Raw genomic sequence first — 21,360 nt, forward strand, 5'->3', positions numbered from 1 at the left:
CCACGCCCGGCGGGCGTAGGGGGAGCCTACGGGAACGCCCCGCTCGAGCTCCGCTAGTGATCCGCTAGGGCCGCCTTCGCATGCTGGCGCCACCTTGTCCGCGCTACACCGGAGTTGACTTCATGACCATGTCCGCGTCCGATCAGAACAGGCTTCGGGTCGCCGTTGTGGAGCGCCGTCCGCTGCTGCGGGCGGGCATCCGTTCCGCGCTCGACAGCGCGGGGGGCATCGACGTCGTCGGGGAGGCCGGGGAGGCCGGCCACGCGGTGCCCATGGTGCTGGGCGCCGCCCCCGACGTGGTCCTGTTGGACCTGGACCTGCCCGGGTCCGCCTCCCTGGAGGTGTGCAGAACGCTGGCCCGCGCGGCGGGGGTGAGGGGGGTCCTGGGCATGACGGGCCGCGGCGACGACGCGGGGCTGCTGCGGTCGGCCCTGATGGCGGGGGTCCGCGGGTACGTGTCCAAGTCTGCGGGGGCGCACGAGATGGTCGGCGCGGTGCACATGGTGGGCAGCGGCTTCATGGTGGCCGGGGACGGGGCGGCCCGGCTGGTCATGGGCCTGCTGCGGCCGCCCGCCCGGCCCGCGCAGCCCGATGGTCCGCTGCCCGTGCTGACCCGGCGCGAGCGGGAGGTCCTGGACCTCGTGGCCCGCGGCTACGACAACCGCCGGATCGCCCGCGCCCTGACCCTGGCCGAGAAGACGGTGCGCAACCACGTCTCGGTCGTGTTCGCGAAGATCGGCGTCAACTGCCGTGCGCAGGCGGTGGTGTACGGGCGGGAGGCGGGCTTGGGGCTGGCGGGCTGAGGGGCGTTCACGGCCGAGGGCCGGGCGGCCGGGTCCTCACTCCAGCAGGCCCGCCGCCGTCAGTTCGGCAAGGCAGGCGTCGACCTGGGTGCCCGCGGCCTCGGAATCCGCCCCCGCGCGTCGGCCGTACTCACTTCGGACGGATCCCACGTCGCGCCCGTCGCACAGCGAATAGATCAGCCATGAGCGCGCGTTGAGCCAGTGCATCGCGGCGGTGTCCGTGTTCACCAGGAGGAGCTCCCCGCGTTCGGGCAGCGGCCGGGCCAGCGCGCACGCGCTGCGCCGTACGACCGCTCCCCCGGGCAGCGCGGGCGGCTGTGCCGGGGCCACGCCGGCCACCCCCGCGGGCGGCGTGACCCCGGAGTCCTCGTGCACCAGGTGCAGGGCGTCGAGGAGCCAGTGCAGGAACCGCCGGCCGTCGGCCGTCAGGCGGTCCCCGGGCAGGGCCAGGACGTATCCGGCCAGGTAGCGGGCGCGCTCCAGGCTGGACCCGTAGGTGCCGTCGCGGGCCGCCTCCGTGTCCGGGCTCACCTCGTCGACGACCTCGCCGGCCGGCGGGTCGCCGAACTCCGTCCGGAGCGTGTCGTCCGCGTGCCGGGCGGCCTCCTGGAACACCAGCATGTGGACGTAGAAGTGGAGCGCCACGAGCACGCGTACCAGCCGCCAGGGCGTCTGCCGCCACGGGATCGGCACGGACAGGTCGGCGTCCCGCAGGAGCGCGCCCGAGCGCAGCGCGTCGAAGAGCTTGAGGTGGACGCCCTCGTGCAGGAGGGTCTCGGCGGCCGTCCACGGGTCGGCGAGCCGCTCGGGGGCCATCAGGATGGCCGACGGGAGGGGGTCGCCGCCCGACAGCGACTGCAGCGGGCCGTCGGCCGACTCCCCCCGGGTGAAGCCCACGACCGAGACGTGCCGCAGCACGCTGGGCCCGACCTGCGGGAGCAGCCGCGTGAGCAGGTCGGCTCCGCGGGTCAGCCGTCGGCACATCTCCGGGGTCGGGATGACCGGATCGGCGGCCGGCCCGCCCTCGATGCTGCCGTCGTAGAGCCGGCGCAGCCGGGCCGCCAGCTCCTGCGACACCCGGTCGGCCGGGCTCATCCCGGTCCACAGCCAGGCGGGCCCGTGCTCCGGCCAGGGCCTGACGTGCGGGGTGGCCATCCGCTCGCACGGCCCCAGGCCGTGCGGGTCCAGGGGCAGGCGGGCGGCCAGGCCGCCCAGGCCCAGGTCGCCGGAGTGGCCGTTCTCCAGCTTGACGACGTCGTCCTCGAAGGCGTTGCGCAGGACGGGGTCCCCGAGCAGCGGGAGCAGCTGCTCGCGGCCCAGCAGGGACAGCTGCCGCAGCACCTCCGGGTGGCGGGTGTCCTTGTGCGCCAGCAGCTGCAGGCCGAGGACGAACCGGGCCTCGTTGCGTTCCGCGATGGCTCCGGAGTCACCGAACCGGCCGTCGGCCACCAGCAGGGCGTCGGCGCGGGCGGCCTTGTCTCGGGAGGAATGGCGTGGGGCTGCGAGCGACATCGGGAACACCGTCCGATAGGGAGAGCGGGAAGCGGGGGAAGAGGGTGGAAAACGAGACCGGGGGGTGCCCGGAACCGGCACCCCCCGGTCTGACGCGAGGGTCAGGCGGCGGTGGGAGTCGCCCAGTAGGCGGGAACCCAGGCGCGCTCCTCCGCAGCGTCCCGCCCGATCTGCGGAACGCTCTCGACGGCCAGCCAGTTCTGCGCGATGGCCGGGAAATCGATCTCCATCTGCGGCATCAGTCTCTCCTCTCGTCGGCTCCCCCCTGGAGCGGACTACGCCAGGATGGTCGAATCCGGTCCCGGCCCTCATGAGGCCGCCGTCCCGTACGTGTCCCGACCTTGTCCCGCACCTGTCCCGGTGCCGGGCAGGCCGCGGGACGCGAAAAAGCCCGGCCCCCGTACGGAATTCCGTACGGGGGCCGGGCTGGGAGCCGGTGTGCGGCTCAGGCGCCTGCTACTTGGCGGACTTGGCGCGCGACGCGGTGCGCGAGCGCTCCTTCTGGTCCAGGACGACCTTGCGGATGCGGACGGCCTCCGGGGTCACCTCGACGCACTCGTCGTCGCGGCAGAACTCCAGGGACTGCTCCAGGGAGAGCTTGCGGGGCGGGATCACGTTCTCCGTGTTGTCCGCGGAAGCCGCACGCATGTTGGTGAGCTTCTTCTCCTTGGTGATGTTGACGTCCATGTCGTCGGAGCGCGAGTTCTCGCCAACGATCATGCCCTCGTACACCTCGGTGCCGGGCTCGGTGAACAGGACACCGCGCTCCTGCAGGTTGATCATCGCGAACGGCGTGACCGCACCCGAGCGGTCCGCGACCAGCGAACCGTTGTTACGGGTGACCAGCGGGCCGAACCACGGCTCGTGGCCCTCGTGGATCGAGTGGGCGATACCGGTACCGCGGGTGTTCGTCAGGAACTCCGTACGGAAGCCGATGAGGCCGCGGGACGGGACGACGAACTCCATGCGGACCCAGCCGGAACCGTGGTTCGACATGTTGTCCATGCGGCCCTTGCGGACGCCCATGAGCTGCGTGACCGCGCCCATGTGCTCCTCGGGGACGTCGATCGTCATGCGCTCGACCGGCTCGTGCACCTTGCCGTCGACTTCCTGCGTGACGACCTGCGGCTTGCCGATGGTCAGCTCGAAGCCCTCGCGGCGCATCTGCTCGACCAGGATGGCGAGCGCGAGCTCACCGCGGCCCTGGACCTCCCAGGCGTCCGGGCGCTCGGTGTCCAGGACGCGGAGCGAGACGTTGCCGATCAGCTCGCGGTCCAGACGGTCCTTGACCTGGCGGGCGGTGACCTTGCGGTCCTTGACCGCGGACTTGGCGTCCGCGCCCTTGCCGGTGCCGCCGCGGCCGACCATCGGGGAGGTGTTCGTACCGATGGTCATGGAGATCGCCGGCTCGTCGACCGAGATCAGCGGGAGGGCGATCGGGTTCTCCGGGTCGGCCAGGGTCTCGCCGATCATGATCTCGGGGAAGCCGGCGACCGCGCAGATGTCACCCGGGCCCGCCACCTCGGCCGGCTTGCGGGTGAGCGCCTCGGTCATCATCAGCTCGGTGATGCGGACGTTCGAGATGGTGCCGTCGCGCTTGATCCACGCGACGGTCTGGCCCTTGCGCAGCTCGCCCTGCTCGACGCGGACGAGCGCGATGCGGCCGAGGAAGTTGTCGGCGTCCAGGTTGGTCACGTGGGCCTGGAGGGGCGCCTCGTCGTCGTAGACCGGGGCGGGGACGTGCTCCAGGATCGTGGAGAAGAACGGCTCCAGGTTCTCGCTGTCCGCGGGGACGGTGCCGTCCTCCGGCTTGGTCAGCGAGGCGACGCCGTCACGGCCGCACGCGTAGACGATCGGGAACTCGATCTGGTCCTCGTCCGCGTCAAGGTCCAGGAAGAGGTCGTACGTCTCGTTGACGACCTCGTCGATCCGGGAGTCCGGACGGTCCGTCTTGTTGATGCAGAGGATGACCGGCATCTTCGCCTGCAGGGCCTTGCGCAGGACGAAGCGGGTCTGGGGCAGCGGACCCTCGGAGGCGTCCACCAGCAGGACGACGGCGTCCACCATCGACAGACCGCGCTCGACCTCACCACCGAAGTCGGCGTGGCCGGGGGTGTCGATGATGTTGATCGTGATCGGGGCCCCGCCGTCCTTGGGGTGGTACTTCACCGCCGTGTTCTTGGCGAGGATCGTGATGCCCTTCTCACGCTCCAGGTCGTTCGAGTCCATCATGCGATCGTCGAGCTGCTGGTGGGCGGCGAAGGCACCGGCCTGCTTGAGCATGGCATCGACGATGGTCGTCTTGCCATGGTCGACGTGGGCGACGATGGCGACGTTACGGATGTCGTGGCGCGTGGGCACTTCGGCGCTTCTCCCGGGATCGTGGATGGCGTCGCGTACGGCCTGGCACGCGCGCCTCGGCCGGGCGAAAACCTGCCACGGCCTTACCCCATGGTACGTCGCGCGGCGGGAACCGCCCGCCGGGGGGTCTGTCAAGAGGCCGGACGAATGAGCACGGCCGGATGCGGGGTGGGGGGCACCGGCCGTCTGTCCTGCCGGAAAACACGCGGGTCAACGGGTATGCACGACCTTGCCCGCCGGAGGATCCGGCGGGCAAGGGACTTGAGTCACATCTGAGCTTGGGATCCGAAGGTCAACCTGACAGGAACCCCTTTGTCACCACTTCTTCGCCCACTCGCCTACTTCTTCTTGCCCTTGGCCGTCGAGGGCTTCTTCCAGCCGATGTCCTGGAAGCGGGGTGCCCCGAGCCCGAAGGCGCCGGCGTTGGCCAGGGACGGCTTGACGGCCACCAGCTCCGGGCGCTGGTAGAGCGGGATGGAGCCGGCGGCGGCCCAGATCCTGGCGTCGGCCTTGCGCATCAGCTCGCGGGCCTGCTCCTCGTCCAGTTCCCCGGCCGCCTGGTCGAAGAGCTGGTCGATGTGGTCGGTGCCCACCCGGGTGTAGTTCTGTTCGACGAGGAGCGAGCCGTCGGCGGCCGGCTCCGGCTTGGCGAAGATCGGCCGGGCGTCGGTGGCCGGGTAGGCCGTCGCGGGCCAGGAGTAGAGCGCGAGGTCGTACTGGCCCGAGGCGATGTGGTCCTTGAAGAAGCTCTCGTCGGCCACCTTCTTGATCTCGGTGGTCACCCCGACCTTCCGGAGCATCTGGGCGATGCGGTCGCCGACCGCGCGCAGCGGCTCCGATCCGGGGCCGGCCGGGAGCACGAAGCGCAGGTTGAGCGGCTTGCCGTCCTTGGCGAGCATCGCGCCGGAGGTCCGGGCGGCCTGCTTGGGCGGGGTGCCCTTGGCGGGATCGGCCGACTCGGCACCCTCGCCGTCCTTGGCGTCCTCGGCCTCGTCGCCGTCCTTGGCGTCCTCGCCGTCCTTGGCGCCCTCGCCGTCCTTCGCGTCCTCGCCCTCCGCGGCCTCCTCGCCGTCCTTGGCGTCGTCCACGGTGGCCGCCGCGGCGGCCTGGGCCCGCAGGAGGGCCTCCTGCTGGGCCGCGAAGGGCGCGGGGGCGAGCACCGGGGAGGGCACGTCCTGGGCCGCGCCGGCGGCGCCCGGAGCGAAGGCCCCGGCCACGGCGAGCCCGCCCTCGGCCGAGCCCTGCGCGGCGCCGCGGTCGCCGTTGCTCCCGTCCTCCTGGCCCACGATGTAGAGCCCGTCGTTCCCGGTGCCCGGGCCCTCGGGGGTCTTCCCGTCGTCCTGCGCCGCGCTCTCCGGGCCGGCCTTCGCGCCCGCCGGTTCGGTGATCTTGCCGCCGCGGCGCCAGCCGGCGTCCGCGAGGAGGGCCTGGGCCGCCTGGGTGTCCTGGCCGCCGAGGGCCTCGCTGTTGTCGGCGTACGCCTGCTGCCCGGCCAGGGCCACGTGGCTGCCGACCGGCTTCGCGGGCAGGCCGAGCGGCTTCAGCACGATCTCGGCCAGCTCCTTGCGGTTCAGCGCCCGCGCCACCGCCCGGCGCACCCGCTCGTCGGCCAGCGGGCCGGCGGAGCCGTTCATGGCCAGCTGCGTGTAGGCGGGCTCCAGGGACTTGCGGACGATGAACTTCCGCAGGGCCGTCTGCTCGTCCGCGTACCGCTTGACGGACTCGACGTGCTTCTTGCGGGTCTCCGCCTCCGCCAGGGCCTTCTCCTCGTCCGCGCCGAAGGCGACCGCCCAGGACAAGGTGGCCTGCGCGGCGGTCATCGAGGCCTCGGGTCCGTGGGCCGGGGCTCCGCCCGAGCCCTTGCCGCCCTGCTTCGCGTCGCGGTGGGCGAGTGCGATCCGGTCGGCGCCGGAGCGGTCGATCTCCGCCAGATCCACCTTCCCGGAGGCCAGTGCGGCCGGGCGCTGAGCCCGGGGGACCGCCGTCAGCACCAGCGTGTCCAGCTTGGCCGGCTGTCCCCACCAGCGCGGGTTGCGGGTCAGCGAGGCGGTGCCGGTCTTCTTGTCGATCGCCCCCAGGCCGAAGGGGCCCGCGGTGACCTTGAGGGCGCCGCGGGCGCCTTCGTTGAAGGCCTCCGGGGTGGCGGTGACCTGCTTGGGGTACAGCGGGCTGAACAGCGAGCGCCAGTCGGCGTACGGCTTGGCGAAGGTGACCTTGACCTCGAGGTCGGTCTTGCCGCGCTCGATCTTCTCGATCCGCTCGTAGCCGGCGTTGCGGGCCGTCCAGAACGCCGAGTCCTTGCCGTTCAGGGCCCGCCACTGGGCGACGAAGTCGGGGGCGCCGATCTCGCGGCCGTCGCTCCACACCGCCTGCTGGTTCAGCTTGTACAGGACGACCTGCTTGGGCTCCCGCTCGACGACCTCGGCCTTCTCCAGGTAGTCGGGATTGGCCACCGGGCGCCCCTTGGCGTCCAGCACGAACAGCTGCGGCAGCACGGCCGCGGCGATCCGGGCGGTGGTGGCGTCGGCGTCGGCCTGGAAAGTGTTCAGGGTCTCCGGCAGGGAGTCCACCGCCCAGCGCAGCACACCCCCGTCGGCGACCTTGTCGCGCGTGGCCGCGGCGATGTCCGGGCCGGCGGCGACCGGCCCGCCCTCGTCGTCACCCGCGCCGCAGCCCGTGAGCAGCGGCAGTGCGAGGACTCCCGAGGTCAGGAGCGCCAAGGACCTGCGCCTTCTCTGGGACATGGGTGGTACCTCCGGGGCGGGGCGTGGGGGAAGCATGATCACGTTCGGCGGTATATGGAGCTGATCACACCGGTTGCCGGAACCCACTGAAATCGACGCCCCGCCGCACCCCTCGCAGCCGCCTCGCGCCACGCCGCGAACCCCACCCGTGCGGACCAATCCCGTTTGCGCGCCGGAGAGGCGTTCCCTCACCCGGGGGATGAGAATGGGGTCCAGGGAGGGGCGCACAGTTCACGCCTGCGCGCCCGCAATCGCTGCACGTCCCTTCACAACCGGGGACGCGAAGGGCGACACTGCCAGGCGCACATGAGCGTTGCCACCGCACCCTGCGGAAGTGAGGGCAAAGAATCATGTCCCTGCAAGACGACCTGAATGCCGTACGGCGCAACCTGGACGAGCTGACGCGCAAGGTCGAGCGGCTCGAACAGCAGGCCGGACGTCAGCCTGCGGCGGGCCCGCGGACCGGCTCCGCCCCGCCCGACCCGTCCCGCATGGTGACGGTTCCCGACACCCCGTACGACAGCTCGCTGTGGACGGACACCGACGACGAGGGCCTGGGCGCCCGCGACCGCCGCGCACCCTGACGCCCTCGTCCCCCGCGGGCACCCGTACGCCCTTCACCCATCTGGCCCGGCCGCCCCAGGCGGCCGGGCCTCCTGGGCCCGTCACTCCTCTCCCGGAGTCTCCTTTGGCCACAGGCACACAACCACCCCAGCAGCGGCCCGGCGGCGGCGTCCACGACGCCTCCCGGGCCGCGATCGCCGCCCGGCACCTGCGGACCGACCGGTGGTGGCTGGCCCCCGCCGGCACCGCGGCCGGGCTGCTCGCCTTCATCGTCTACTCGACGTGGCGGGCCTTCGCGAACGCCGACTACTACGCGGCCCCGTACGTCTCGCCGTTCTACTCCCCGTGTCTCGCGGAGAACTGCCAGGAGATGCGCGGCGGCCCCAACTGGGACCTGTTCGGCAGCTGGTGGGGCCTGTCCCCCGCCCTGCTGATCCTGGTCTTCCCGCTCGGTTTCCGGCTGACCTGCTACTACTACCGCAAGGCCTACTACCGGGGCTTCTGGGCCTCGCCGCCCGCCTGCGCGGTCGCCGAACCGCACGCGAAGTACACGGGCGAGACCCGCTTCCCGCTGGTCTTCCAGAACATGCACCGGTACTTCTTCTACGCGGCGCTGCCGGTCGCGGGGATCCTCACGTACGACACCGTGCTGACCTTCCGCGACGAGCACTACGCCTGGGGCCACATGGGCCTGGGCACGCTGATCTTCCTCGTCAACATCGTGCTGATCTGGGCCTACACCCTGTCCTGCCACTCGTGCCGGCACATCATGGGCGGCCGCCTCAAGCACTTCTCGAAGCACCCGGTGCGCTACCGGCTGTGGGGCTGGGTGAGCCGGCTCAACACCCGTCACATGCAGCTGGCGTGGGCCTCCCTGATCAGCGTCGCCCTGTGCGACTTCTACGTGTACCTAGTGGCCAGCGGCGCCTTCACCGACCCGAGGATCTTCTAGATGACTCAAGTGGAACGGCAGCAGTGGGACGTGGTCGTGGTCGGCGCGGGCGGCGCGGGACTGCGGGCCGCGATCGAGGCCCGCGAGCGCGGCGCCCGTACGGCCGTGATCTGCAAGTCCCTGTTCGGCAAGGCCCACACGGTGATGGCGGAGGGCGGGATCGCCGCCTCCATGGGCAACGTCAACGAGGGCGACAACTGGCAGGTGCACTTCCGCGACACGATGCGCGGGGGCAAGTTCCTCAACCAGTGGCGGATGGCCGAGCTGCACGCGAAGGAGGCCCCGGACCGGGTCTGGGAGCTGGAGACCTGGGGCGCGCTCTTCGACCGCACGGCCGACGGGAAGATCTCCCAGCGCAACTTCGGCGGCCACGAGTACCCGCGCCTCGCGCACGTCGGGGACCGCACCGGCCTGGAGCTGATCCGCACCCTCCAGCAGAAGATCGTCCAGCTCCAGCAGGAGGACTTCAAGGAGTACGGGGACTACGAGGCCCGGCTCAAGGTCTTCCAGGAGTGCACGGTCACCAGGGTCCTGAAGACCGAGTCCGACAGCGGCGCCGCCGCGGAGCAGCGGGTCTCGGGGACCTTCTGCTACGAACGGGAGTCCGGGCGGTTCTTCGTCCTGGAGGCCCCGGCGGTGGTCCTCGCGACCGGCGGGATCGGCAAGTCCTTCAAGACCACCTCCAACTCCTGGGAGTACACCGGCGACGGCCACGCGCTGGCCCTGCTCGCGGGCGCGCCCCTGCTGAACATGGAGTTCGTGCAGTTCCACCCGACCGGCATGGTCTGGCCGCCTTCGGTGAAGGGCATCCTCGTCACCGAATCGGTGCGCGGCGACGGCGGGGTGCTGCGCAACAGCGAGGGCAAGCGGTTCATGTTCGACTACATCCCCGACGTCTTCAAGGAGAAGTACGCCGAGTCGGAGGAGGAGGGCGACCGCTGGTACGAGGACCCGGACCACAACCGGCGTCCCCCCGAGCTGCTGCCGCGCGACGAGGTCGCCCGGGCCATCAACTCCGAGGTGAAGGCGGGCCGCGGCTCCCCGCACGGCGGGGTCTTCCTGGACGTGTCCACCCGGATGCCCGCGGAGCGGATCAAGCGGCGGCTGCCCTCGATGTACCACCAGTTCAAGGAGCTGGCGGACGTGGACATCACCGCCGAGCCGATGGAGGTCGGCCCGACCTGCCACTACGTGATGGGCGGGATCGCGGTCGACTCCGAGACCGCCGCCACGGTCGGGGTCCCGGGGCTCTACGCGGCGGGCGAGGTCGCCGGCGGGATGCACGGCTCGAACCGGCTCGGCGGCAACTCCCTGTCCGACCTGCTCGTCTTCGGGCGGCGGGCCGGGCTGCACGCGGCCGAGTACGCCGCCGGGAGCGGACCGCGCCCGGCCGTGTCCCCGTCGGAGATCGACGCGGCGGCCGCGGAGGCGCTGGCCCCGTTCCACGCGGCCGACGGCGCGGAGAACCCGTACACGCTCCACCAGGAGCTCCAGACGACCATGAACGACCTGGTCGGCATCATCCGCCGGGCGGGCGAGATGGCCGAGGCCCTGGAGAAGCTGGCGGGCCTGCGCGAGCGGGCCGCCCGCGCCGGTGTCGAGGGCCACCGGCAGTTCAACCCGGGCTGGCACCTGGCCCTGGACCTGCGGAACATGCTGCTGGTCAGCGAGTGCGTGGCCCGGGCCGCGCTGGAGCGCACCGAGAGCCGGGGCGGTCACACCCGCGAGGACTGCCCGGCGATGGAGCGCGACTGGCGTCCGGTGAACCTGCTGTGCCGGCCCGTCGACCCGGTCCCGGCCGATCCCGCCGCAGACCGGATCGCCCTCGTGCGCACCCGCACCGAGCCCATCCGATCCGACCTGCTCGCGCTCTTCGAGAAGGAAGAGCTGGTCAAGTACCTCGCCGAAGAGGAGCTCTACGAATGAGTACGTACGACGCGAGCTTCCGGATCTGGCGGGGCGACGCGGAGGGCGGGGAACTGCGGGACTTCACCGTCGAGGTGCACGACGGGGAGGTGGTCCTGGACATCGTCCACCGGCTCCAGGCGACGCAGGCCTCGGACCTCGCGGTGCGCTGGAACTGCAAGGCGGGCAAGTGCGGATCGTGCAGCGCGGAGATCAACGGCCGGCCGCGGCTGCTGTGCATGACGCGGATGTCCACCTTCGAGCGGTCCGAGACGATCACGGTGACCCCGCTGCGCGCCTTCCCCGTCATCCGCGACCTGGTCACGGACGTCTCCTTCAACTACCAGAAGGCCCGGGAGGTCCCGGCCTTCGTCCCGCCGGAGGGGGTGGCCCCAGGCGCGTACCGGATGCAGCAGATCGACGTGGAGCGCTCGCAGGAGTTCCGCAAGTGCATCGAGTGCTTCCTGTGCCAGGACACCTGCCACGTGGTGCGCGACCACGAGGAGAACAAGACGGCCTTCGCCGGTCCGCGCTTCCTGATGCGGGTGGCGGAGCTGGACATGCACCCCCTGGACGCGGCGGCCGAGGAGGGCCTGGACCGCAAGCGCAGCGCGCAGGAGGAGCACGGGCTCGGCTACTGCAACATCACCAAGTGCTGCACGGAGGTCTGCCCCGAGGGCATCAAGATCACCGACAATGCGCTGATCCCGCTGAAGGAGCGGGCGGTGGACCGCAAGTACGACCCGCTGGTGTGGCTGGGCAGCAGGATCCGCCGACGCTCCGAGCCGTAGTCCGTAGTCCGTCATCCGTCGTCCGTAGTCCGTAGTCCTCGCCGGGGAGCCGCTCCCCGGCGGGGAGCGGGCCCCGCCCCTCCGGGTGCGGGGGGATGAAACCACCCATAATCTCCCAGATGTGACTGCGCCGAGAAGCACCAGGGTCGTACGGGCCGGGCTCCCCCTCGCCGCCGCGCTGCTGGCGCTCGGCGGCTGGGGCCTGGCCGGGGCACCGCCCGCGCGGGCGGAGGATCCCGTCACCCTTTCGCAGCAGGGGCAGATCACCGACCGGGTCGGCGCCCTGGGCGACCGCGAGGCCGCGGTCACCGCCGCGCTCGACAAGCTGTACGCCGACCGGCGGATCCAGCTCTTCGTGACGTACGTACGGGACTTCTCCGGGCGCTCGGCCCAGAGCTGGGCCGACGCCACCGCGCAGAAGAACGGCCTGGGCCAGGACGACGTCCTGCTGGCGGTGGGAACCGGGGTCCGCCAGTACGCCTACTCCGCCGCCGTCGACTCCGGGTTCACCGAGCAGCAGCTCGCGGACGTCGCCCGGACCGCCATCGAGCCCGCCCTGAAGCAGAACGACTGGGCGGGCGCGGCCATCGGCGCCGCGAACGGCTACGCCGCGGTCCTCGGCGGGCGGCCCGTGCCCGCGCCCGCCATCACCCCCGGCCCGGCGGATCCCGGCGGGAAGGCGGGCGGCGAGAGCGGAGCCGGGGACTACGTGCTGCCCGTGATCGCGGTGGGCGCCGCCGGGGCGCTCGGCGCGTACGCGTACACCCGCCGCAAGCGCGGGACCGGAGCGGGCGGCGGGCGCGGCACGAAGACCGGACCGGGGTGGCCGCAGGGCGCGCCCGACCGGATTCCGCTGCCGGAGCTGGACGCGCGGGCCAAGGAGCTGCTCGTGGAGACCGACGACTCCATCCGCACCAGCACCGAGGAACTGGGCTTCGCCACCGCGCAGTTCGGGGACGAGGCGGTCGCCCCGTTCAAGACGGCCGTGCAGTACGCCAAGGACGAGCTGACGCACGCCTTCCGGCTGCGCCAGCAGCTCGACGACGCCTACCCCGAGGACGACGCGACCCGGCGCCGGATGCTCGACGAGATCGTCGCCCGGTGCACCGAGGCCGGCCGGCGGCTGGACGCCGAGACCGCGGACTTCGACCGGCTGCGGGACCTGGAGAAGAACGCCCCGCAGGCCCTCGCCACCGTGGAGGCGCACTTCCGGGCCCTGACGGGGCGCACCACGACGGCCGCGGCCACCCTGACCGCGCTGACGGGGCGGTACGCGGACTCCGCGTCCGCGCCCGTGGCCGCCAACCCCGAACAGGCCGAGGACCGGCTGCTGTTCGCCACCACCCACCTCGGCGAGGCCCGCGCGGCCGTCGACGGCGGCGACAACGGGCGGGCGGCCGTGCACGTGCGGGCCGCGGAGGGCGCGGTCGACCAGGCGGCGACGCTGGTCGACGCGGTGGAGCGGCGGGCGCAGGAGCTGGCGGAGGCGGCGGGGAAGCTGCCGGGCGCGCTGACCGAGACGCAGGCCGACCTCGCGGACGCGGGCGGGCTGCTCAGCGGCACCGCGGAAGGCACCTCGACGGCGGACCTGCGCGGCCGGATCGGCCGCGCCGAGGCGGTGTTGGCCGACGTCCGGCGGGAGCAGCAGGGCGGCCGCTACGACCCGATCGACGCGCTGCGGCGCGTGGAGGAGGCCGACGCGGCCCTGGACGAGGCGCTGGCCGGGGCGCGGGAGCGGGAGTCGGGCCGGCAGCGGGCGGTGGCCCTGCTCGACCAGGCCGTGCTCTCGGCGCGCAGCGCGATCGGCGCGGCCACGGACTACATCACCACCAGCCGGGGCGCGGTGGGCAGCCAGGCCCGCACCCGGCTGGCGGAGGCCCAGCGGCACATGGAGCGCTCGGCGTCCCTGACGGGTACGGACCCCGCGGCCGCCCTGGCGGAGGCCCAGCAGGCGGACGCACTGGCCCGGCAGGCTCAGCAGCTGGCGGAGCAGGACGTACGGGCGTACCAGGACCCGTACGCGGGCCGGCGGTCCGGCGGCGGCCAGGGCGGCGCCGTGCTCGGCGGGATCATCCTCGGCGAGATCCTGCGGGGCGGCGGCGGCTTCGGGGGCGGCCGGGGCGGGGGCTTCGGCGGCGGCGGCGGCTTCGGCGGCGGGGCCGGCCCCGGATCCTTCGGCGGCGGCGGAACCCGCGGCCGGATGGGCGGCGGCGGCCGCTTCTGAACCTCAGCCCGTACCCCACCCACCCCCCTGACCAGGAGAGACCCGCATGAGCAAGCAGACCATCCTCGGCCGCGTCACCCAGCTCGCGAAGGCCAACATCAACGCGCTGCTGGACCAGGCGGAGGATCCGCAGAAGATGCTGGACCAGCTGATCCGGGACTACACGAACAACATCTCGGAGGCGGAGCAGGCCGTCGCGACGACGATCGGCAACCTCCGGATGCTGGAGGCCGACCACCGGGAGGACGTGGAGGCGGCCGGCGAGTGGGGCGGCAAGGCGCTGGCGGCGAGCCGGAAGGCGGACGAGCTGCGCGCGGCGGGCAGCGCGGCGGACGCCGACAGGTTCGACAACCTCGCCAAGGTGGCCCTGGGCCGCCAGCTGCAGTCCGAGAAGGAGGCGCAGACGGCGGAGCCGACCATCGCCGCCCAGACGGAGGTCGTCGACAAGCTCAAGTCGGGCCTCGCCTCGATGAAGAACAAGCTGACGGAGCTCCAGGCGAAGCGCGACGAACTGGTGGCGCGGGCCAAGACCGCGCAGGCGCAGAACACGATGCTGGACGCGGTGAAGAACATCGACGTGATGGACCCGACGAGCGACCTGAACCGCTTCGAGGAGAAGGTCCGCCGGGAGGAGGCCATGGCCCTGGGCAAGCAGGAACTGGCCGCGTCCTCCCTGGACGCGCAGTTCGAGTCCCTGGAGGACATCGGCAAGACCTCGGAGATCGAAGCCCGGCTCGCCGCGCTCAAGCAGGGCCGAGCCGCCTGACCCTCCCGGGAGCCGGTGCGGCGCCGCTTCCCGGGGCTCAGCCCCGAACCCCGAACCCCGCGCCTCAACCGCCGGCGGGGGCTGGATGCGGGGCGGAGCCCCCGAACGGCGCTCGGCCCGATCTCGGGCACGGCCGCCGGCAGCGGCTCAGCCGTACATGCTCAGCAGCTGCTCCGCCGACAGCTCGGCCACGGCTTCGGCCGCCTCCCCGGGCAGCGGCAGCTCGAACCAGACCGTCTTGCCCCGGTGGGTCCGCCGGGTGCCCCAGCCCGCGGAGAGCAGGCCGACGAGCTGGAGCCCCCGCCCGCCCTCGTCCGTGTCGCGCGCCCGCCGCCGCCGCGGCTGCACCAGGTTCGCGTCCCACACCTCGCACACCAGCGTCCGGTCCAGCAGCAGCCGCAGCCTGATCTCGCCCTCCCCGTACCGCAGCGCATTGGTCACCAGCTCGCTGACCAGCAGCTCGGTGGTGTCCAGCAGCCCTTCCAGGCCCCACGCGGGCAGCTTCGCCCGCGCCAGCTCCCGGGCCCGGCCCACCGAGCGCGCCTCACGGGGCAGCTGCCAGTCCCCCACCGCCTCCTGCGGCAGGCCCTGCACCCGTGCCATCAACAGGGCGATGTCGTCCTCGCCGTGCCGGGTGTCCAGCGTGTTCAGCACGTGGTCGCAGACGTCCTCCAGGGGGCGGACCGGATCCGCCAGCGCCTCCCGCAGGCCGCGCAGCCCCTCCTCCAGCGGGTGGTCCCGGGACTCGACCAGCCCGTCGGTGTACAGGGCCAGCAGTGCCCCCTCCGGCAGGTCCACCTCGACCTCCTCGAACGGCTCCCCGCCCACCCCCAGCGGCATCCCCGGCGGCACCTCCAGCAGCAGCGCGGGCCGCGGCCGGCCTTCCTCGTCCGGCGGTTCGACCAGGACGGGCGGCATGTGGCCCGCGTTGGCGATCGTGCAGCGCCGCGTCACCGGGTCGTAGACGGCGTACACGCAGGTGGCGAGGTACACCTCCGAGCGGTCCGCGTCCCGCGAGTGCAGGGCCGCCCGCGAGGCCTGCTGGGAGCCGCCGGGCGCCCCAAGGCCCCGGGCGATCTCGTCGAGCGCGGTCAGCACCTCCGCCGGTTCGAGGTCCAGCAGCGCCAGGGTCCGTACGGCGGTGCGCAGTTCGCCCATCGCCACGGCCGCCCGCAGCCCCCGTCCCATCACGTCGCCGACGACCAGCGCCGTGCGGTGGCCGGGCAGTTCGATGACGTCGAACCAGTCGCCGCCGACCTCGGTGGCCGCGTTCCCCGGCAGGTAGCGGCAGGCGATGTCCAGGCCGGCCGCCTCCGGGTCGCCGGGCGGCAGCAGGCTGCGCTGCAGGATCAGCGCCCGTTCGTGCTCGCGCCGGTAGAGCCGCGCGTTGTCGATGCAGACTGCGGCCCGGGCGGCCAGCTCCACGGCGACGGCCCGGTCCCGTTCGCCGAAGGGTTCGCTGCCCTTCGTACGGGAGAACTGCGCGAGGCCGACCACCGTGTCGTGGGCGACCATCGGCACGACGAGGGTGGACTGCACGAGGTCGTCCGGGCCGCCGCCCTCGATGAGCCGCGGCCGTGCCGTGCGCAGCGCCAGCGCGCCCGGCGAGGCCGCCGGATAGCGGTGCACCTCGCCCACGGAGACCGGCGCGCCCGGTCCCGACAGCGGGGCGTCCGAGACGGCCGAGGCGAAGGCGACCCGCCGCAGGGGCGCGGACGGGGCCCGGCCGGCGCCCAGGCCGGGCGGCAGCGAGGGCACCCCGGGGCCCTGCGGCCGCGCGGGCCGGTCGTCGTCGCCGAGCAGCAGCCCCTGGTAGAGGTCGACGGCGGCCAGGTCGCAGAAGCCCGGGACGGTGACGTCGAGGAGTTCGCGGGCGGTGGTCTCCAGGTCGAGGGAGTTGCCGATGCGGTGCCCGGCCGCGTTGAGCAGGGCGAGGTTGCGCCGGACCCCGGCGGCCTCGCGGGCGGCGAGGTGCCGGCGGGTGACGTCGGTGCCGATCCCGGCCACGCCGATGGGCCGGCCGGTGCCGCCGTGCACGCGGTAGAGGTTGATGGACCAGTGGCGGTTGTCCCGGCTGCCGGGGGCGGCGCCGGTGATGCGCAGGTCGGTGACCGATTCCCCGGTCTCCAGGACCCGGCGCAGGGCCTCGGCCATCCGGTCGGCCTCGTGCGCGGGCAGGTAGTCGTGCACGGTCCGGCCGCGGTGCTCCTCGGCGGAGCCCCCGAACACGGCGGCGAAGCGGCGGTTGGCCCGCTGCACGGTGAGGTCCGTACCGAAGAGCAGGAATCCGAAAGGGGATTGGCCGAATATGGCCTGTGAAGCCGCCAGATCGGATTCGATGCGCCGCAGCGCGCGGACGTCCACGACCACGCACAGCGCGGCCCGCTCGGCGGCTTCGGTCTGCGTGGGCATCACATAGATCTCGGCCACGCCGTGCTCGCCGTCTCCGCCGGGGATCCGGAAGGGGACGAGACCGGTCCATTCCTTGCCGTCGAGAATCTCGGCGACCCGGCGGTGTCCGCCGGGCCGCAGCTCGGGCGGCATGAAGGCGTCGACCGGATCGCGGCCCACCGCCTGGGCCGCGGTCAGGCCGAAGAGGTCCTCGGCGCGCAGGCTCCACTGGTCGATGAGCCCGTCGGGCCCGATCGAGAACGAGGCGACCTTTATGTAGTCATATATCGAGCCAGGAGGACTGCTGTGCCACAGGGAGTCGTGCCATGTCTCCCCGGGCACCCTGGTCTGATGTGCCTGCGCAGGTATCTCGCTCACGCGACCGTCCCCTCCAGCTCACCGCAACCGGACCGGCCATGACCGCAGTATTCAGCACCACGGCCCCGGACGGCACGGCGTTCACGATCACAAAAAGGTCCCGTTAGTTTCGAGCCACCTCGTGTGATGTCCCCCGGACTTCGTCCGGGGGTGCCCCCAGGCCACCCGTCACCTTGTTACTCACCAGGAAGAGCCAACTCGAACCACACAGTCTTGCCCGACTTCCCGTGGCGGGTCCCCCAGCGCTGCGAGGAGACGGCGACGAGGTGCAGTCCGCGGCCGCCCTCGTCCTCGGCGTGTGCGACGCGCTCGCGGGGCGGATCCGGAAGCGGATCGGAAACTTCCACGAGAAGGGCGGCCCCGCCGACGGCACTGCCGGCGGCCGGATTCCGCCGTACCAGCCGGACGCCGATGGGGCCGGACGCGTACCGCAGGGAGTTGGTGACGAGCTCGCTGACCAGCAGGACGGTCACATCGCCGACGGATTCGAGGCCCCATTCCCGCAGGGTGCCCCGCACGGCGTGGCGGGCGGTTCGGACGGCGCCGGGCTCAGCGGGAAAGGCCCACTCGGCGCATTCACCGTCTGTGTCGATCACGCCGATCACTTCCCGGGCCGGCAGCGACCCCAGTCCGGTTCGTCGGGGACGAAAGGGGGACGAGATAGGGACTAATAGCGACATACCCGATATTCAGGGCGTCGTACCACTCGATCCCCCACGCACCGGCGCACTGTGGCGCAGACGGCCTAGGAAGCGCGCGTCACGCGCCCCCGGGCGCCCCGTCGTGCAGCTCCGGGCGCCGCCCCGCGCGCAGCCGGCGCCCGGCCTCGGCGACGGCGGGCCGGTCCTGGTCGAGCCAGTCCACCGACTCCAGCTCCTCCGGCCCGAGCCAGCGCAGCTCGTCGTGGTCCTCGAGCGGCGACGGCTCGCCGGAGACCAGGCGCGCGGTCCACACGTGCAGGACGAGGCCGGGCCTCAGCGGCCACTCGCCGGGGATCCGCTCCAGCGGCTCGGCCTCGACGCCGAGCTCCTCGCGCAGTTCGCGCACCAGCGCCTCGGGGACGGACTCGCCCGGCTCGGCCTTGCCGCCCGGCAGCTCCCAGCGTCCGGCCAGCTCGGGGGGTGCGCTGCGGCGAGCGGCCAGCAGGCGCCCCTCATGACAAAGGGCTCCGCCCACGACCACTCGTACCGTCATGGGCGGAGCCTATGTCAACTCTGGATGCTCAGTTCATCGTGGCGGTCTGACCGATCCGCTCGACCCAGTAGAGCTGCTTGTGTCCACGGTCGTCGAGGCTGTCGACGACCTTCTGGGCCTCGGCCCGGGTGGAGTACCGTCCCACCCGGTAGCGGTTGCCGTTGTCGTCCTGACGTATGACCAGCCACGGGAGCAGGGCACCGCTGTCGTTCATCGCGTTTCACCCTCCGCCGACGTACCTGCCCGGGAAACCGCATTGCGCATATGCCCGAGCTTACGCCCGGACTTTACGGAGCGGATACGGTTTTTCACGAAGAGGTACCCCGGGGCGTACGCATTCGGCCATGCGTACGAGTGCGCCGTGCGCGCCGGTTCGGATCCGGCGTACGAGGAGGGCGGGTGACGGGTCGTCACCCGTGACCAGGGTCAGGGGATACACCCCCGCACCCCCACCCGCCTTCGGATGCGGCGCCGCCGCCGGGGGCTCTGCCCCGCGCCCCGCGCCTCCATCGCCGGCGGGGCCGGGTCGTGCCAGGCAGGGCCGACTTCGGGGTACGGGCCCTCCCCCCGCACGCGCCAGGCGGCATCGGCCGGAATCCGGCCCCGCCCGGGGCCCCGGACGCAGTCTGGGGGAGGGTCCGGGGCGGAGCCCCGGGAGGCCTCGGCGGGGGCGGGCGGCAGCGGCGGCGGCGCGGTCGGGTCAGCGCACCGGCAGGTGGTACGCCAGCCGGTAGCGGTCCGCCGGGACGACCACGTCGGCCGTCTCCACCGCCCGGCCCGAGGCGAAGTACGTGCGGCCGATCACCAGCACCACGTGTCCCGGCACCCCGCCGAGGAGCAGGATCTCCTCCGCCAGCCCCGGCCTCGCGCCGACCTCCTCCACCACGTTGTCCACCACGACGTCGATCGCGGCCATCCGGTCCACCACCCCGGAGCCCCCCAGCGGGCCCTCCTCCGGCAGCATCACCGGCGTGCGCCCGGTCACGGCCAGCGGCTCCCACGAGGTCGACAGCATCATCGCCTCGCCCGCGTCGCGGAACACGTACCGCGTGCGCATCACCCGCTCGCCCGGCTCGATGCCGAGCCGCTTGGCGATCTCCGACGGGGCCGCCGCCTGCTCGCTGTTCGACTCCCACGTGCCGCGCGCGCCCGACTCCGCCTGCTCCTGGCGGAACGGCGTCGAGGTGCCGCCCGTGCGGTAGCCGGAGCGGGCGACCCGGCGCGGCACCGGCTGCTCCCGCACATACGTGCCCGACCCGGACCGGCCCTCGACCAGCCCCTCCGCCATGAGGACCTTGCGCGCCTCCAGCGCCACGGTGTCGGAGACCCCGTACTCCTCGCGGATCCGGGCCTGCGAGGGGAGCCGGGCGTGCGGGGGCAGGGAACCGTCGACGATCTTCCGTCGCAGATCCCCGGCCACGCGCAGATAGGCCGGCTGCTCACCGAAAGTCACTGGCCACTCCCATCAGGTTGACAGACAGCTACACCCTGGCAACCGACGGTTGTACACCGCAAGCAAGGGCCAGAGTTTCACCCGAAGTGATGAAGCCTGGTCACCCAAACCCGTTACCGCGCGTTACGCGGACGACGTCACGCCGCCTGCGCCGAGGGCTCCCGGCCGGGCCCGTTCCCCGGGCCCTCCGGGGACTCCGCCAGCCACTCGGGAACCTCCGTCGCCAGCCCGTACGCACCGCGCAGCGCCTTCTCCGTCTCCACGGACATCGCGCGCAGCGACCGGTCCCACTGCCGGTCGAACTCGGCGGCCGTCTTCGCCTGGGAGGTCCGCTGCCATGCCGCGCGGGCCGCCTCGATCTCGCCCAGCTGCGCCGCGACCGCCTTCTCCAGCCCGGGCCGGGTGCGGTCGGCCTCCAGCACCTTCGCCTCGTGACCGAGCGCCGCGTACACGCTGCGCGCCCACGCCTGGTGCTCGGGGAGGGTGTCCTCCAGATCCCCCGCCGGCGGGCGGCCGAGGACGAACTCGACCTCGTTGGCCACCCGCAGGAAGGCGGACTGCTCGGGCTTCAGCGATCCGGCGTCCTGGCGCAGGCTGCCCCGCCGCTCCTCCGCCGTCGTACCGATCACGCACACCAGCCGCCGGTCCCCCTGGCGCCAGGACTGGCGGGAGGGCGCGAAGTAGAACATCTCCGCGGAGGCGGGCAGCGCCCAGGTGTCCATCGCGTACGCGTCCTGCGCCTTCCAGCACTCGTCCTCGGACGCCCGGTCCGCCTCGGCCGATTCGGGGGCGCCCGCCGGCTCCACCAGCTTGGACGCGGTCACCTCGCCGTGGTGCGGCTCGGCGCAGTCGATCCTGTAGGTCAGGGGCCGGTCGGCCAGCAGGTCCCCGCCCGGGACGTTGAAGCAGTCGCCCGCCCGCAGGTCGTCGAGGTCCCTGAGGTCGCCCTCGACGTCCGCGTACCCGCCCACCGAGTCCATCCGGTCGCGGACCGCCGAGGCGAGCCGGTCGACGGTGAACACCATCGCGCCGGTCATCACCACGGACACCGCCAGGCCCACGATCGCGAGCGCCCTGCCCCGCTGCCGCTGCCTGGCGATCTGTACGAGGGCCACGATGCCGAAGACGATGCCCAGCGGCGGCAGGCACAGCAGCCCGACCAGCAGCGAGGCGAGCGCGAAGCCGTTGAGCCGCTGCTCCGGATGCGGCTGCCCGTAGCCGGGTGGCGGCCCCCACCCCGGCTGCGGGGAGGGCGGCGGCCAGGCGTGGCCCGGTCCGGAGGGAGGGGTCGGCGGGGTGCTCACGGGCTGGGGAACTCCATT

General features: G+C 72.9%; 17 protein-coding genes. 7 read left to right on the forward strand and 10 right to left on the reverse strand.

Annotated features, from left to right (window positions below; genetic code table 11):
- The first annotated feature begins 122 nt into the window (after positions 1–122).
- Positions 123–803, forward strand: a complete 681-nt coding sequence (locus AB0D66_RS19435; RefSeq protein WP_362304552.1) for a response regulator transcription factor — start codon at positions 123–125, stop codon at positions 801–803.
- Between the two features lie 36 nt (positions 804–839).
- On the opposite strand, the gene AB0D66_RS19440 is transcribed toward AB0D66_RS19435, so the two are convergent.
- From AB0D66_RS19440 to AB0D66_RS19455, 4 genes are all read right to left on the reverse strand, one after another.
- A complete protein-coding gene (locus AB0D66_RS19440) occupies positions 840–2,315 on the reverse strand; it encodes a PqqD family protein (RefSeq protein WP_362304555.1) in 1,476 nt (491 codons plus the stop codon).
- A 101-nt stretch (positions 2,316–2,416) separates the two neighbouring features.
- Positions 2,417–2,554, reverse strand: a complete 138-nt coding sequence (locus AB0D66_RS19445) for a hypothetical protein (RefSeq protein ID WP_362304558.1) — start codon at positions 2,552–2,554, stop codon at positions 2,417–2,419.
- 217 nt (positions 2,555–2,771) lie between these two features.
- Positions 2,772–4,676 carry a translational GTPase TypA gene (gene typA / locus AB0D66_RS19450; protein ID WP_362304561.1) on the reverse strand — a complete coding sequence of 635 codons (1,905 nt, stop codon included), beginning with the start codon at positions 4,674–4,676 and terminating at the stop codon, positions 2,772–2,774.
- A gap of 338 nt (positions 4,677–5,014) precedes the next feature.
- Positions 5,015–7,420 (reverse strand): ABC transporter substrate-binding protein, encoded by a 2,406-nt coding sequence (locus AB0D66_RS19455; protein WP_362304564.1) that lies wholly within the window; start codon positions 7,418–7,420, stop codon positions 5,015–5,017.
- A 350-nt stretch (positions 7,421–7,770) separates the two neighbouring features.
- On the opposite strand from AB0D66_RS19455, the gene AB0D66_RS19460 reads away from it, so the two are divergent.
- The 6 genes from AB0D66_RS19460 to AB0D66_RS19485 all read left to right on the forward strand — a co-directional run bounded on the left by AB0D66_RS19460 (position 7,771) and on the right by AB0D66_RS19485 (position 14,622).
- Entirely contained in the window at positions 7,771–8,004 is a 234-nt protein-coding gene (locus AB0D66_RS19460) for a hypothetical protein (RefSeq protein WP_362304567.1), read from the forward strand.
- 104 nt (positions 8,005–8,108) lie between these two features.
- Positions 8,109–8,936, forward strand: a complete 828-nt coding sequence (locus AB0D66_RS19465; protein WP_362304569.1) for a hypothetical protein — start codon at positions 8,109–8,111, stop codon at positions 8,934–8,936.
- Positions 8,937–10,862, forward strand: a complete 1,926-nt coding sequence (locus AB0D66_RS19470) for a fumarate reductase/succinate dehydrogenase flavoprotein subunit (RefSeq protein ID WP_362304572.1) — start codon at positions 8,937–8,939, stop codon at positions 10,860–10,862. It begins immediately after the preceding gene.
- Complete coding sequence (locus AB0D66_RS19475) at positions 10,859–11,632, forward strand: succinate dehydrogenase/fumarate reductase iron-sulfur subunit (protein WP_362304575.1); 774 nt, start codon at positions 10,859–10,861, stop codon at positions 11,630–11,632. The genes AB0D66_RS19470 and AB0D66_RS19475 overlap by 4 nt, the downstream gene beginning before the upstream one ends.
- Positions 11,633–11,810: 178 nt before the next feature.
- Positions 11,811–13,856, forward strand: a complete 2,046-nt coding sequence (locus AB0D66_RS19480) for a TPM domain-containing protein (protein ID WP_362304733.1) — start codon at positions 11,811–11,813, stop codon at positions 13,854–13,856.
- Between the two features lie 46 nt (positions 13,857–13,902).
- Entirely contained in the window at positions 13,903–14,622 is a 720-nt protein-coding gene (locus AB0D66_RS19485; protein WP_362304578.1) for a PspA/IM30 family protein, read from the forward strand.
- A gap of 147 nt (positions 14,623–14,769) precedes the next feature.
- On the opposite strand, the gene AB0D66_RS19490 is transcribed toward AB0D66_RS19485, so the two are convergent.
- The 6 genes from AB0D66_RS19490 to AB0D66_RS19515 all read right to left on the reverse strand — a co-directional run bounded on the left by AB0D66_RS19490 (position 14,770) and on the right by AB0D66_RS19515 (position 21,342).
- Positions 14,770–17,382, reverse strand: coding sequence for a SpoIIE family protein phosphatase (locus tag AB0D66_RS19490; RefSeq protein ID WP_362304736.1), 2,613 nt, complete (start codon positions 17,380–17,382; stop codon positions 14,770–14,772).
- Between the two features lie 185 nt (positions 17,383–17,567).
- Entirely contained in the window at positions 17,568–17,996 is a 429-nt protein-coding gene (locus AB0D66_RS19495; RefSeq protein WP_362304581.1) for an ATP-binding protein, read from the reverse strand.
- A gap of 154 nt (positions 17,997–18,150) precedes the next feature.
- On the reverse strand, positions 18,151–18,585 hold the full coding sequence (locus AB0D66_RS19500; RefSeq protein ID WP_362304585.1) for a (deoxy)nucleoside triphosphate pyrophosphohydrolase: 435 nt from the start codon (positions 18,583–18,585) through the stop codon (positions 18,151–18,153).
- A gap of 28 nt (positions 18,586–18,613) precedes the next feature.
- Complete coding sequence (locus tag AB0D66_RS19505) at positions 18,614–18,799, reverse strand: SPOR domain-containing protein (protein WP_319723421.1); 186 nt, start codon at positions 18,797–18,799, stop codon at positions 18,614–18,616.
- A gap of 486 nt (positions 18,800–19,285) precedes the next feature.
- Complete coding sequence (locus AB0D66_RS19510; RefSeq protein WP_362304589.1) at positions 19,286–20,038, reverse strand: GntR family transcriptional regulator; 753 nt, start codon at positions 20,036–20,038, stop codon at positions 19,286–19,288.
- Positions 20,039–20,175: 137 nt separating this feature from the next.
- Positions 20,176–21,342 (reverse strand): DUF4190 domain-containing protein, encoded by a 1,167-nt coding sequence (locus tag AB0D66_RS19515; protein WP_362304592.1) that lies wholly within the window; start codon positions 21,340–21,342, stop codon positions 20,176–20,178.
- Between the last annotated feature and the right edge of the window lie 18 nt (positions 21,343–21,360).

This window comes from Streptomyces sp. NPDC048270, assembly GCF_040652335.1.
GTDB lineage: Bacteria > Actinomycetota > Actinomycetes > Streptomycetales > Streptomycetaceae > Streptomyces.